We start from the raw sequence: 12,735 nt of genomic DNA, 5'->3' as shown, positions 1-12,735 counted from the left end.
ACCTACTCCGCTGCGACAGGTTCATAAATACTGGGGGGCAAGTCATAGCCCCACAGACGGAAACGTTCGGAAAAATTGGATCGCACACCGGTACCGGTGAAATGACCCATGATCTTGTTATCTGGCGTCAGGCCAACCCGCTGGAAGCGGAAAATTTCCTGCATCGAGATGACGTCGCCTTCCATTCCAGTGATTTCTGTGATCGAAACCATCCGACGTGAACCATCCTGCAGGCGGCTGGCTTGAACCAGAAGGTTCACAGCGCTGGCGATTTGGCTTCTTACGGCTTTGAGCGGCATCTCAATTCCGGCCATCGCAACCATATTTTCAAGGCGGCTGATGGCATCACGAGCGTTGTTGGCGTGAATTGTGGTCATCGATCCGTCGTGACCCGTATTCATGGCCTGCAACATGTCGATGACTTCTTCGCCACGGGTTTCACCCACGATGATACGATCCGGACGCATCCGTAGGGCGTTTTTGAGGCAGTCGCGCGGGGAAACCTCCCCCTTTCCTTCGACGTTAGGCGGCCGACTTTCCATACGTCCGACGTGGATTTGCTGTAGCTGAAGTTCCGCGGTATCTTCGATGGTCAGGATGCGTTCGTCATTATCGATGAAGCCGGACAGGGCATTCAGTGTGGTGGTCTTGCCGGACCCTGTTCCGCCAGAAACGATGACATTCAGGCGCGTAGCAACAGCAGCCTGAAGATAGGCGGCCATTTCTTCGGAAAATGCGCCGAAACTGACCAGGTCATCAATGCCAAGCTTATCTTTTTTGAATTTCCGGATGGAAACCAGTGATCCATCCACAGCGATTGGAGGCACCATTGCGTTGAAACGAGAGCCATCCGCAAGGCGGGCATCAACATATGGGTTCGATTCATCAACACGCCGTCCCACCGCAGATACGATCTTGTCGATGATCCTCAGGAGATGCTTTTCATCCTTGAAGGTGACATCGCTCAGCATCAACTTGCCGTCACGTTCGACAAAGATCTGTTGTGGGCCGTTGACCAAAATATCGTTGACGGTGTCATCTTTGAGCAAGGTTTCAAGAGGCCCAAGCCCTTTAACCTCGTCAAACAGCTCTTGCGTCAGTGAGGTGCGATCTTCGCGGTTAAGAACGATACTACGTTCTTCGAGAACCTCACCTGCAATGGCGCTGATTTCCGCTTTTAGATCTGCCTCGGTTGCCTGATCTAGGGCCGATAGGTTGAGATTATCAAGTAGTGAGCGGTGAAGATCCAGTTTGATGTCTGTTAGACGTTCTTTGCGTTTGCGCTCGCGGTCTACCGGCTGGGCCGTGGCATTTGCTGTGGGCGAGGGTTTGCGTAATGTGACTGCTGTGGCAGTAGCATGTTCGACAGGGAGGGATGGAGCCGCCTCGGTGGCGGGTTGGTTCGCAGCTGGTTTGCTTGGGCTGCCAGAGGTCTTTTTGTATCGGGAAAACATGATCTATCGTCTTTCTCAGGCGGCTTCTTCGGCGTCATCTTTGCCCAGCTCATGCAAAGATGTGGCAAGCTTTGCGATTTCACGACGCAGGGGGTTTTTCGCGGCGGTTGAGGCAAGGGGCATGCCATGATCTCCGGCCTGCATAACGGTTCTTCCTCCATCCGGTAGTTGAACCTCAACACTGATCTCAAGGCTTTCAGCCATGCGTTTGACCCGTGACTTCCCATTAAGATCGGTAAAGCGCGGGGCGCGATTTAAACAAAACCGCAGCTTTTCGATGGGTAATTCCTCGGCTTTCAGAGCGCGCTTGAGACGCAAGGCATTTTGTGCTGACCGCATATCCAGCTCTAGTGTTGTGAAGTAAATCTGCGCGGCATGGAGAACTGTTTCGGTCCAGAGAACCAGAGAGCCAGGCATGTCGATGATGACATAATCAAAGTGACGTCTTGCCATTTCAATTACACGGCTCACATCTTCGGGGGTGATCATGTCGAGTGGCAAAATATCCGGGGGCGCGGTAAGAACCCACAGCTTTTCTTCATGGGCGACGAGCGTTTGCTTGAAGATGACTTCATCCATGGCTTCGGTGTCGGACCACATTTCATAAACGATATCGCGTCGCGGTAAATCAAGGTATGTTGCGGCCGTGCCTGTTTGAAGGCTGAGGTCCAGCAGGCAGACAGTTGGTGCGTCATTTTTGCTGATTGTGGCCAATTCCCAAGCGAGATTGACGGCAAAGGTTGTCGCACCTGTTCCTCCTGCGATGCCTTGGACGGCTAGTACGACACTGTCATTTACTGGACCGGAAGCTGCAAATGCGGCTTCTTTCTGCATGACTTGCACTTCAGTTTCACGTCTGCGCAGGCGTTCAATTGCGGATTGTAGTTCATTTTCAGGAAGAGGATAAGGAACAAACTCGTCTGCGCCCTGTCGCAACAGTTGATGCAGGGATGTCGGGCTAACATCTTCAGCGATCAGGATTACCTTGACCTTGCGAGCTTTCGCGGCAGTGATGATTTCCCCAAGAATGGCCATTTCATTCTCGTCGCTTTCGTCGATTGCAACTGTAACGAATTCCATGTCTTCTGATTCGGGCTGGCTGAAGAAAGCTAGAGCCTCTGCAAAACTGAGTGCACCCCAGTTATCACCCATCGCTGTTTCCATGTCTTCAATCAGAAGGTCGAAATTTTGGATATCCCGACTGATTGTGCAGGCGGAAAGAGAATTGTTTTCCTGTTCGCTGGTCGCGCTACCCATTTATGTACCTATAATTCTGTTCGTTGCCTAACATTCGGTTGCAGTTGCAAACCGAAAGAAGACCGATGCAAAACCATGCAAATATTCATGCAAATGAAGACGCAAGTGTCTCAGTGATAGAAACTGGAGGGAAATCTGGGCAACATTAGGGCTAAAAAAACGTAATTGTGCGATTTAAGATAACAAAAAAATCCCGCCGAAAGGGCGGGATTTTGATTGTTCGACATTATGGTGGAAATACTATTCGTCTGACGTTGAGCTTGTTGATTCCAAGTAACTCTCGCGCGTAGCAGACTCTACATACTCACGGTGAATCACCTCGGCATATTTTCCATCGAGTGGGATTGGCGGATCTTGCACGAAGCCGGTAACTTCGGTGACTGTGCGACGGTTGCGACGTTCGCGCCCTTCGGTCACGATCAAAGGCTGCGTTTCACCAAAGGATGCAACCGCCTCCAATCTGTTGCGGCTTATTCCTTGTGATGACAGGAAAGCCACAATCGCGTTGGCCCGGCGTTTACCAAGTTGCTTGTTATACGCACTTGAGCCCACTTTGTCGGTATGGCCGTAAACCCTAAAACGGATCTCGGGGAATTGGCGGATCCAGTTTGCCTGTTCTTTCAGCGCAATCCTCGCATTTGAATCAAGCTGCGCTGAATCAAAGGCAAATGTAACTGTGCTTGGCACTTCATTAGCAAACCGATGAGCTAAGTCGACGACGTATGACCGTTGGCCTGTTTGAACAAGATGATTGTTCATTGTTGGATTGCCAAAATTCGCACTGTCTGCAGCGGATCCGGCTTCGTTAGAGCAGGCTGCCACCGAGACTAGTGCTGCGGAGATGATGAGATTCTTCATGTGTTCAACCCTTCCCTTAATCCATGACATAGCCATAGGAGCCGCTGAAATCTTGCTTGGCGACTTCACCGGTGGCTGATCCGGGTTCGATATCTTTGGAAACACGGCCTCTGAGGAACAGGTCCGCCTCTGACGGTAATTTGACCCGATCCGTAGGTAGGGCTAATGCCTCACCCCGTGTTGGGCTGACGAGGTGCGCTGAAATGATGATGACCAGCTCCGTTTGCGAACGCTGATAATCGACGCTGCGGAAGAGACCACCCAGTACCGGAATATCACCAAGCCAAGGAACCTGATTGTTGTTGTCTCTGAAGTCATCTTGCAGCAAACCCGCAATTGCAAAGCTCTGACCATCACGTAACGCAACTGTTGTGAGGCTCTCTCTGCGACGGAAGCCAGTGACGTTCAGGCCATTAGCAACGAGGCTGACTGTGGGGTCGATAGACGAAACTGCCGCTCCCATTTCCAGATTGATAATACCATCTTCAAGTACGCGCGGGGTGAACTTGAGTTCAACACCGAACGGCTTGAATTCAATGGCAATCGTGTCCTCATCAGCTGGAACCGGGACCGGAATTTCGCCGCCTGCCAGAAAGGAGGCTTCCTGCCCAGACAGTGCTGTCAAATTGGGTTCGGCCAAAGTCCTGATAAGGCCTTTTGTTTCAAGAGCCTGCATCAGAATTCCGACTTCAACAGAACCAATATCAAAGCCAAACAGAGCCGCCCCTGCGTTTGTTCCACCTGCACCAGATCCTAAAGGAACTGCGCCTGTATTGCCTGCGAATGTAGAGCCGAGGTTTGAACCCGAGAGGCCTACTCCAAGACCGCCGCCGAGGGCGTCAACTGCAAGTGAGGTTGAAAGCTGTTTGGAAACACTGCGCTGCATTTCTGCGAAACGTACCTTCAGCATGACCTGCTGCTTACCAGAAACTGACATCAGGTTGGATACACGCTCAGGTGCATAGCGTTGGGCCAGATCCAGCGCACGATCCATGCTGGTGATGTTGGACACGGTTCCTGACAGGACTATCCCATCATTTGCAGTGCGCACTTCGATTTTTTCACCAGGCAAAATTTGTTGAAGGCGTTCTTTGAACTCTGCAACATCTGCGGCGACATGGACTTCTACATTGGTGATTAGACGGCCGGTTTCATCCAGAAGCGTCAATGTGGTACGCCCCGGAGATTTCCCCAAGATGTATATTGTGCGATCTGATAAGGTTGAGAAATCTGCGATTGCCGGGTTAGCAATGCTGAGTTCTGCAAATGGGACATCGCTTTCAACGACGATCGCACGGTTCATAGGAACGCTTAAGTTTCGCGCGGTGCCTTTTCGGACAACCTGCAAGGTTTCCGCGTTTGCTGTGGTCATAACCGGACCACATACCATAACTGCGCCCATTAGGACGGCTTGTATTATACCTGCAATTTTCATGTGACCTGCCTTTCCGATCACGCCTCTGTTGTCGGGTCTTAGGTGCCCGTATTTATGGGTGGAGACTGCGCCAATTCGGATTCCTTTTCAAGAATCAATAACTTTTTCGACGAAGTTTGAGTGTTTTTCTGAAGATAGTTGCCAGAAAGAGACGAGGCGCCCCTTTTCAGAGCGCCTCAAAAACAATGATATATTCTAGGGTATTTCTAGTTGGTGCACGGGATCGGAGTTGAGATCACTTCGCCGCCGCGTCGTGTTTTAATCGTGCAGACTTGCTTTTTCGCAACGGGTGCTTCTTTCTTCTCGACGGCCACTTCTGCCAGTCCAAGGAGGCTGCGTTGGTCGACCTCGATCACTTCTGCCAGGGTCTCGTCTCCTGCGCCTACCAACGACAAAGAAAGTCGACCGGTGGATTGTGCTTGTGCTAATGCTGCAACCTGTTGTGGGCGTGCTGACACTGTCACAGTGCGCGCCAGAATGGCACCTGTTGTATCGCTATTAGAGACTTGATCAACCGCAATAAGCTTGACGCCGCTTTGAATAAGTTTAGTGACTGCTCCGGTGGAGTTGCCCTCCGTGCGCGCCCCATTCCGGCCAATATTACCGGTCCAGTATACATCAACTTGATCTCCAGGTCGCAAGAAGCCGGATACGCCGCTGGCTATATCCACTTTAATCGCAAAGGCACGCATGCCTTTTTGCAGTTGTGATGTAATTCCCGCTTCTTCTCCTGGCTTTGTGACTTTGATCTCTAGTATCGCTTCATTGGGCTCAATGGCGCGTAAGATTTTCCTAGGTGCGCTGTTCGCATTTGGGAATAGCGCATCTTCTGTATCATAATAACCGTTTGGTAGGGACGCTTTGGGAAAGGCTATCAGCGCAGTATCTTCAATGTCTAACTGATCGCCGTATCTCAGGGGATTTTTGGCAACATAAATATTAACAGTCTCAATGTTGGGCTTGCGTTGTGCACGTTCATGCGCAAGTTGCGCCTGATAGCCCTGAATGTAATTTTTAGCCATATAAACGGCGAATCCGGCCAAACCCAAACCAAGTACCAAGACAAGTCCAAACACCAAACGCATGGCGAATCCTTTCAAACAGCTGCTTTTCGTGGGCCGAGCCGCCCTGTAACTAATGAAGGTATCTAGGGGTCGATTGTGGCAAAATCAGGGGCAATCAATGGAACAAGCTAGCTTATTAAGTGGCTATTTGATCGGTCGACAGTTCTATTAAAGGCTGTGTTTGTTGATAGAGCTGTTATTATTTAACTACCGTATTTGAAATGCCAGCTTGCGTTTTATTTGCCAATGCGAGCGTACCATCACGTGTTGATGTCCAAGCGGAAAAGGCAAGGCCGGTGATCGCTGCAGTCAAGACAACCCAATCTACAGTTACTGCGCCATCTTCATCGGCTTTGTAGTGCCGCAAATGTTTGAGCATGGTGTGTCCTTATTTGGTTGGCGTTAAAATTTAGAGATTCTGATCTGCATAATTTTTAGTTGCCTGAGTGAATGTGGCCGCAATGTTAATATTGCGGCCACATTCATATTCTTGCGTGTCAAATCATAATTGACACTATTATTTAGCCGCCTGTGACGTTTGTAGCCTTGACGCCGTTTTCAATTTTACCTGCCAATGAGCCGACACCGTTTGAAACGGTTGCAACACCAGCAATGCCCAGGCCAACAACTGCGGCTGTCAGAACAACCCAGTCAACTGTTACGGCGCCGTCTTCGTTTTTACGGAAGTTTTTGAAAAATTTAATCATAGTGGTCCCTCCAAAGGATCAGATTTTTAAGTCTCTAACCACTTCAACAGGTGGGGACCAAATTAGTCAGCAGGTCCGCTGCCGTTGCGGTATGACCAAATATAGCCAGTGGAATCGGGCAGGATTGGGGCGGCATTTGAGCCATTTTTGTGTGTCTCATATTTTTATGGAAAATTATACTCAAGATATTGAAATTTAAATATTTAAAGTTAATCCCTTTAAGGGGGGTGGGTGTTTCTATAGTGCGGCGTGCCCAATTTCAGCGGTCAAAAGTTTCTGAATTCAATACAATGCTGGTCAAAATTTCAGGTTTTTGAGATAATCAAGCAACAAAAACAAACAGAGCATTAATAATATGGGCAAGATTGTATCGTTAATCCTAAGTGGGGCGCTTCTTATGCCAGCCATGGTTCTTGCCGATGATCCGCCTGCCTTTCAGGATTTTACCTTTAAACGTCAAAAACCTCCGAAACCGGGCACAAAGAGATTCATTACGGTACAAATTGAACCGCAGCTGGAACAACCAGCTAAAATCCCGGAACCGGAAGCCGAAAAAAAGACCCCCAAAGTTCCAGAAGTGTCAGGAGCCAAATATGGCTGGTACTGGCAGCAGGTCTCACCCGCCTCTTCAGAGGACCCGACGGAAAGGCTGCGCCTTGCCATCAGCACGCTTAGCAAAGGACCTGCGGGGAAAACAGTTAAGGGACCCCGGCTCGGGGACATTCAAAAAATAGCTCACAACGAAGGAGCGAACATTTTACGTGCGACCCTAGGGACTAAAGTGTCACCAGCTTTGGTGTTGGCGGTGATATCGGTTGAATCTGGTGGCCGCGCGGATGCGCTGAGTGGGGCGGGGGCGCAAGGGTTGATGCAATTGATCCCCGCAACCGCCGAACGGTTCGGTGTGAATGACAGCCTGTCGGCGCAAGACAATATCAAAGGTGGTGTCGCGTATCTTGATTGGCTGTTGCGGGAATTTGAGGGTGACGCGGTACTGGCGCTGGCAGGTTACAATGCTGGTGAAAACGCTGTGAAACGGCACGAGGGTGTGCCGCCCTACGCGGAAACTCGCGATTATGTGCCCAAGGTGCTGGCCGCCTATCAGGTAGCGCGGGCGCTGTGCAAAACCCAACCCGAATTGGTAACCGATGCCTGTGCCTTGCAACTGGCATCAAACTAACGGGCGCCTCTTTCAGACGCCCGCCATTGAATTGAATTAGACGATTGTGGCTTCTGTCGCGGCGCGCAGATCGTCTTCGCTGATGCCCGGCGCTGTTTCAACAATCTTCAAGCCGCCTTCGACAACATCCAGAACACCAAGATTGGTGATGATGCGGTCGACCACAGCAGTGCCTGTTAGTGGAAGGGTGCAGGATTTGAGCACCTTGCTGTCACCGTGCTTGTTAGTGTGGTCCATCACAACAACCACACGGCCAACACCTGCAACCAGATCCATCGCGCCGCCCATGCCTTTGACCAGCTTTCCGGGAATCATCCAGTTGGCCAGATCACCGTTCTCGGCCACTTCCATAGCACCTAATATGGCCATGGCAATTTTACCGCCACGGATCATGCCAAAACTAGTGGAGCTGTCAAAATATACCGTCTCGGGTAGCTCTGTAATGGTTTGTTTGCCCGCATTGATCAGGTCAGCGTCTTCTGTGCCCGCGATCGGGAAGGGGCCCATGCCCAGCATGCCGTTTTCCGATTGCAGCGTGACACTCACACCTTCGGGGATGAAATTGGGGACAAGCGTGGGAATGCCAATTCCGAGATTGACATAGGTGCCGTCTTCTAGCTCTTGTGCGGCGCGGGCCGCCATTGCGTTACGATCCCAAGGCATATCAGGCCTCCCTCACTGTGCGTTGTTCAATGCGTTTTTCGTGCGTGCCTTGGACAATGCGGTGCACGTAGATGCCGGGCAGGTGGATGTTGTCGGGATCCAATGTGCCGACGGGCACGATTTCCTCGACTTCCATCACGCAGGTCTTGCCACACATGGCAGCAGGAGGGTTGAAGTTGCGCGCGGTCTTGCGGAAGATCGCATTGCCGGTTTCATCAGCTTTCCATGCTTTGATGATCGACAGATCGGCGAAAATGCCGCGTTCCATGATATATGTCTCGCCGTCGAAATCTTTATGCTCTTTGCCCTCGGCGACCTGCGTACCAACACCGGTTTTGGTGTAAAAGCCAGGAATACCTGCGCCGCCGGCACGCATCCGTTCAGCCAGAGTGCCCTGAGGGTTAAATTCAATCTCTAGTTCACCGGCCAGATACTGACGCATGAACTCGGCATTTTCACCGACATAAGAGCTGAGCATCTTTTTCACTTGCCGTGTCTGCAGTAGAATGCCGATGCCGAAATCATCAACACCTGCGTTGTTCGAGGCAAACGTCAGATCCTTTGCGCCGTCTTCTTTGATCGCTTGCAGCAGCAATTCGGGAATTCCGCACAGGCCAAAACCGCCAGCGGCGATCAGCATGTCATCATGCAGCAACCCGTCTAGGGCTTCGGCTGCATTTGCGTAGATTTTGCTCATGAGAGTCTCCTGAGTAATTCGATACGCCCGGTATTGCGGGCCACAGGATACAAGTCAATGAAAGGTCGCACGACTGGTATTTCTACGCATGTGCAAGGTCCAATATGTTTTGAGGACAGCGCGGAGAAGAGGTTTCAGTATTCGCGCTGCCCGAGTGATTATTTCACTTTGAGGATACCACAGGCGACACGTGCACCAGCGCCGCCGATGGGCTGGCTGATGTGGTCATCTGCAGCGTCGTGAATGATGAATGACGAACCATCTGCATCCAACAGACCGTTTTCTCCTTCTCCGATGGACACCCATACTGAGACCGCTTCCATTTCACCGATGCCATCAGCGCCGACGTAAAGGTTCGGCAGATCTCCGGCTTCTGGGCCTTTTGGATTCATCAAGCCATGCGCACCTTCGATTTTACCAACATGGCCTTTTGCTGATTTGAAGCCGGTGCCCGGCTCACAAGTGCCATGGCTGTGCAAATGCAGGCCATGCTTGCCCGGGGCCAGTTGCGAGACCTTTACATGGATCAGCACACCGTGCGGGCCTTGTTTCAGGTGGGCTTCGCCGATGATGGTACCACCTTTATTGATAAGTTCGGCATGGGCCTCGGCGTTCACATGTCCTGCGGATGACGTTGAGGCGAAAAGGGCTGTAAGCAGTATGCTAGTAAGTGTTGTCTTGATCATTTTGTGGTCCTGTTTGAACGGGTAAGGCTGCTACCTTCGAAAACACAAAAGCCAGCCCAAATATTCAGGCTGGCTTCGAAATTTAGATCACAAAATAGAGAGTGCTCTATTTAGAGGCTTTCGCTGCTTTTTTTGGGGTCGCCTTTTTCTTGGGCGCGGCTTTCTTGACAGCAGCTTTCTTGCGCCCGCCCTTCTTGGCCGCTTTCTCCATAACCAACTGTACTGCCTGCTCTAGGGTTACATCAGCAGGTTCAACCCCCTTGGGCAGGGTGGCATTGACCTTATCCCATTTGATATAAGGGCCGTAACGCCCGTCCATAATGTTCACGGGGCCGCCGCTGTCGGGGTGTTCACCCAACTCGCGCAGGGCTTTGGCTGGTGCGCTCCGCCCACGGCCGGGGTTGGCACGTTTTTCCGCCAACAGTTCCACCGCGCGGTTCATACCGATCTCAAACACATCCGCCGGATCTTTGAGGTTGGCATAGGTTGGCTTGGCGTCATCAGGCAGCTGGTGCATCAGATACGGGCCAAAACGCCCAAAGTTTGAAACGATCTCGCCACCGTCGGGGTGCATACCAATTGGGCGCGGCAGCGACAGCAGACGCAAAGCCTTTTCTAGGTCCATGTCCTCTTTGGACCAACCACGTGGAAGCGAGGCCCGTGGGGGTTTTTTGTTTTCTGGCGTTGGCTCGCCGCGCTGTACATAGGGGCCAAACCGCCCGGCCTTGAGCCAGATTTCATCACCCGCATCTTCGCCGAGTACGCGTTCGTCACCTTCAGCGCCTTCACCGGCGATGGGGCGGGTGTATGTGCATTCCGGGTAATTGCCACAGCCGACAAACCCACCGGTGCGCGAGCTTTTCAGGTGCAATTGTCCGTTGCCGCATTTTGGGCAGGCCCGTGGATCAGTGCCGTCTTCGCGCGGCGGATAGAGAGTAGGAGCCAGCGCTGCATCCAGCACATTCAACACTTCTGTAATGCGCAGTTCTGATGTTTCTGAAATAGCAACCGAGAAATCGCGCCAGAATTTGCTGAGCACTTCTTTATAGTCAAGACCGCCAGCGCTGACAGTATCAAGCTCATCTTCAAGGTTGGCGGTGAACTCATATCCCACATAAGTACGGAAGAAGTTCAGCAGAAAGATCGTGACAATCCGGCCTTTATCCTCAGGGAACAGGCGGTTCTTGTCCTTGCGTACATATTCACGATCTTGAATGGTTGTAATCACACTAGCGTAGGTCGACGGGCGGCCAATGCCCAGCTCTTCCATACGTTTGACCAGAGTCGCCTCGGTATAGCGTGGGGGCGGTTGCGTGAAATGTTGTTCTGGTGTGATGCTGCGTTTGTCCGCGACCTCGCCCTGCATGACCTGTGGCAGGCGGCGATCGTCATCATCCATAACAGAATCATCGCGACCTTCTTCATAGATGCGCATGAAACCGTCAAACAGCACGACCTGACCAGTGGCGCGCAGCTCAACTTGCCCATCAGCACTGGCGACATCTACGGTGGTGCGTTCCATCCGGGCGGCGGCCATTTGACATGCCAATGTGCGTTTCCAGATCAGATCATACAGCTTGCGCTGATCCGCATCGGTGATCTTCAGCTTGGAGGCATCACGGGTCATATCCGTTGGGCGGATACATTCGTGCGCTTCCTGCGCGTTTTTGGCTTTGTTTTTGTACATACGCGGCGAGGGCGGCACGTATTCCGCGCCAAAGCGGTCTTTGATCGCGTCACGCGCGGCCATCACGGCCTCTGGCGCCATGTCGATACCATCGGTCCGCATATAAGTAATGTAGCCCGCCTCATAAAGCCGTTGCGCCGTGCTCATGGTTTGGCGCGCACCCATGCCGAACTTGCGGCTGGCTTCCTGTTGCAGGGTCGAAGTCATGAACGGGGCTGATGGGTTGCGATTGGCTGGCTTGGCCTCGACCGACTTTACGGTCAGGTCCCGTGAATGCACCGCCTGCTCAGCCAGTTCAGCCTGAGTGGAGTTTTCAATATCGTATTTGTCGAGCTTCTTGCCTGCCAGAACAGTCAGGCGTGCCTCGTACTCTTGGCCACGCGGCGTGCCAAGTACAGCTTTCACAGACCAATATTCGCGCGGCTTGAAGGCCTCGATTTCCATCTCTCGCTCAACAATCAGACGCAGACAAACCGATTGCACTCGGCCCGCACTTTTGGCGCCGGGCAGTTTGCGCCACAAAACCGGCGACAAGTTGAAACCCACCAAATAATCTAGCGCGCGTCGTGCCAGATAGGCATCGACCAGATCGGTATCGACGTCACGCGGGTTTTTCATCGCTTCCGTGACAGCCGATTTGGTGATCGCGTTGAACACCACACGGCTGACGGGAGTGTCTTTTTTTATCACTTTGCGTTTGCGCAGTGTTTCCTCAAGGTGCCAACTGATTGCCTCGCCCTCGCGATCAGGGTCAGTTGCGAGAATCAGGGCGTTGTCGTCTTTCAGAGCGTCTGCGATGGCTTTGACATGTTTGCGGCTGTCGTATCCGACCTCCCATTTCATATCAAAACCGTTGTCGGTATCGACGGATCCATCTTTGGGGGGCAGGTCGCGTACGTGACCGTAAGAGGCCAGTACAGTGTAATCAGGTCCCAAATACTTGTTGATTGTCTTGGCTTTAGCAGGGGATTCGACAACAACAACGGGCATTCAATTTCCTTTCGACTCGAGACAAGGCTTATGGCGGCGCAACATGTGTGCTGATAC

General features: G+C 52.0%; 12 protein-coding genes. 1 reads left to right on the top strand and 11 read right to left on the bottom strand.

Annotated elements, in window-relative coordinates; all coding sequences use genetic code 11:
* Window positions 1–2: 2 nt before the first annotated feature.
* The 7 genes from D9A02_RS18055 to D9A02_RS18025 all read right to left on the bottom strand — a co-directional run bounded on the left by D9A02_RS18055 (window position 3) and on the right by D9A02_RS18025 (window position 6,775).
* Window positions 3–1,454 (bottom strand): CpaF family protein, encoded by a 1,452-nt coding sequence (locus D9A02_RS18055; protein WP_120502259.1) that lies wholly within the window; start codon window positions 1,452–1,454, stop codon window positions 3–5.
* A gap of 15 nt (window positions 1,455–1,469) precedes the next feature.
* Entirely contained in the window at window positions 1,470–2,711 is a 1,242-nt protein-coding gene (locus D9A02_RS18050) for an AAA family ATPase (RefSeq protein ID WP_120502258.1), read from the bottom strand.
* A 240-nt stretch (window positions 2,712–2,951) separates the two neighbouring features.
* A complete protein-coding gene (locus D9A02_RS18045) occupies window positions 2,952–3,569 on the bottom strand; it encodes an OmpA family protein (RefSeq protein ID WP_120502257.1) in 618 nt (205 codons plus the stop codon).
* 16 nt (window positions 3,570–3,585) lie between these two features.
* Window positions 3,586–5,004: a type II and III secretion system protein family protein gene (locus D9A02_RS18040; RefSeq protein WP_120502256.1), complete on the bottom strand. Its 1,419-nt coding sequence runs from the start codon at window positions 5,002–5,004 to the stop codon at window positions 3,586–3,588.
* Window positions 5,005–5,210: 206 nt separating this feature from the next.
* Window positions 5,211–6,089 carry a Flp pilus assembly protein CpaB gene (cpaB, locus tag D9A02_RS18035; RefSeq protein ID WP_120502255.1) on the bottom strand — a complete coding sequence of 293 codons (879 nt, stop codon included), beginning with the start codon at window positions 6,087–6,089 and terminating at the stop codon, window positions 5,211–5,213.
* Between the two features lie 178 nt (window positions 6,090–6,267).
* Window positions 6,268–6,447: a hypothetical protein gene (locus D9A02_RS18030; RefSeq protein WP_120502254.1), complete on the bottom strand. Its 180-nt coding sequence runs from the start codon at window positions 6,445–6,447 to the stop codon at window positions 6,268–6,270.
* Between the two features lie 142 nt (window positions 6,448–6,589).
* The gene (locus D9A02_RS18025) at window positions 6,590–6,775 is read right to left on the bottom strand and encodes a Flp family type IVb pilin (protein ID WP_120502253.1); all 186 of its coding nucleotides are present in this window, start codon (window positions 6,773–6,775) and stop codon (window positions 6,590–6,592) included.
* Window positions 6,776–7,130: 355 nt separating this feature from the next.
* Between D9A02_RS18025 and D9A02_RS18020 the strand changes: the two genes are divergently transcribed.
* Entirely contained in the window at window positions 7,131–7,955 is an 825-nt protein-coding gene (locus tag D9A02_RS18020) for a lytic transglycosylase domain-containing protein (RefSeq protein WP_120502252.1), read from the top strand.
* A gap of 36 nt (window positions 7,956–7,991) precedes the next feature.
* On the opposite strand, the gene D9A02_RS18015 is transcribed toward D9A02_RS18020, so the two are convergent.
* The 4 genes from D9A02_RS18015 to topA form a co-directional block, all read right to left on the bottom strand.
* On the bottom strand, window positions 7,992–8,618 hold the full coding sequence (locus D9A02_RS18015; protein WP_120502251.1) for a 3-oxoacid CoA-transferase subunit B: 627 nt from the start codon (window positions 8,616–8,618) through the stop codon (window positions 7,992–7,994).
* A gap of 1 nt (window position 8,619) precedes the next feature.
* Window positions 8,620–9,315 (bottom strand): CoA transferase subunit A, encoded by a 696-nt coding sequence (locus D9A02_RS18010; protein WP_120502250.1) that lies wholly within the window; start codon window positions 9,313–9,315, stop codon window positions 8,620–8,622.
* A gap of 158 nt (window positions 9,316–9,473) precedes the next feature.
* Window positions 9,474–10,001, bottom strand: a complete 528-nt coding sequence (locus D9A02_RS18005; RefSeq protein ID WP_120502249.1) for a superoxide dismutase family protein — start codon at window positions 9,999–10,001, stop codon at window positions 9,474–9,476.
* A 106-nt stretch (window positions 10,002–10,107) separates the two neighbouring features.
* Window positions 10,108–12,678: a type I DNA topoisomerase gene (topA, locus tag D9A02_RS18000; protein WP_120502248.1), complete on the bottom strand. Its 2,571-nt coding sequence runs from the start codon at window positions 12,676–12,678 to the stop codon at window positions 10,108–10,110.
* Window positions 12,679–12,735 lie beyond the last annotated feature (57 nt).

Origin of the sequence: Roseovarius sp. EL26 (assembly GCF_900327775.1) — a bacterium.
Classification (GTDB): domain Bacteria; phylum Pseudomonadota; class Alphaproteobacteria; order Rhodobacterales; family Rhodobacteraceae; genus Roseovarius.
The sequence above is the reverse complement of the archived record's forward strand: the minus strand, read 5'-3'. Positions and strand labels throughout refer to the sequence as shown.

Coding starts and splice junctions, on each gene's coding strand:
- D9A02_RS18025 (WP_120502253.1), bottom strand. CDS start 6,775: ATGATTAAATTTTTCAAAAACTTCCGTAAAAACGAAGACGGCGCCGTA.
- topA (WP_120502248.1), bottom strand. CDS start 12,678: ATGCCCGTTGTTGTTGTCGAATCCCCTGCTAAAGCCAAGACAATCAAC.
- D9A02_RS18030 (WP_120502254.1), bottom strand. CDS start 6,447: ATGCTCAAACATTTGCGGCACTACAAAGCCGATGAAGATGGCGCAGTA.
- D9A02_RS18020 (WP_120502252.1), top strand. CDS start 7,131: ATGGGCAAGATTGTATCGTTAATCCTAAGTGGGGCGCTTCTTATGCCA.
- D9A02_RS18010 (WP_120502250.1), bottom strand. CDS start 9,315: ATGAGCAAAATCTACGCAAATGCAGCCGAAGCCCTAGACGGGTTGCTG.
- cpaB (WP_120502255.1), bottom strand. CDS start 6,089: ATGCGTTTGGTGTTTGGACTTGTCTTGGTACTTGGTTTGGGTTTGGCC.
- D9A02_RS18015 (WP_120502251.1), bottom strand. CDS start 8,618: ATGCCTTGGGATCGTAACGCAATGGCGGCCCGCGCCGCACAAGAGCTA.
- D9A02_RS18005 (WP_120502249.1), bottom strand. CDS start 10,001: ATGATCAAGACAACACTTACTAGCATACTGCTTACAGCCCTTTTCGCC.
- D9A02_RS18050 (WP_120502258.1), bottom strand. CDS start 2,711: ATGGGTAGCGCGACCAGCGAACAGGAAAACAATTCTCTTTCCGCCTGC.
- D9A02_RS18055 (WP_120502259.1), bottom strand. CDS start 1,454: ATGTTTTCCCGATACAAAAAGACCTCTGGCAGCCCAAGCAAACCAGCT.
- D9A02_RS18045 (WP_120502257.1), bottom strand. CDS start 3,569: ATGAAGAATCTCATCATCTCCGCAGCACTAGTCTCGGTGGCAGCCTGC.
- D9A02_RS18040 (WP_120502256.1), bottom strand. CDS start 5,004: ATGAAAATTGCAGGTATAATACAAGCCGTCCTAATGGGCGCAGTTATG.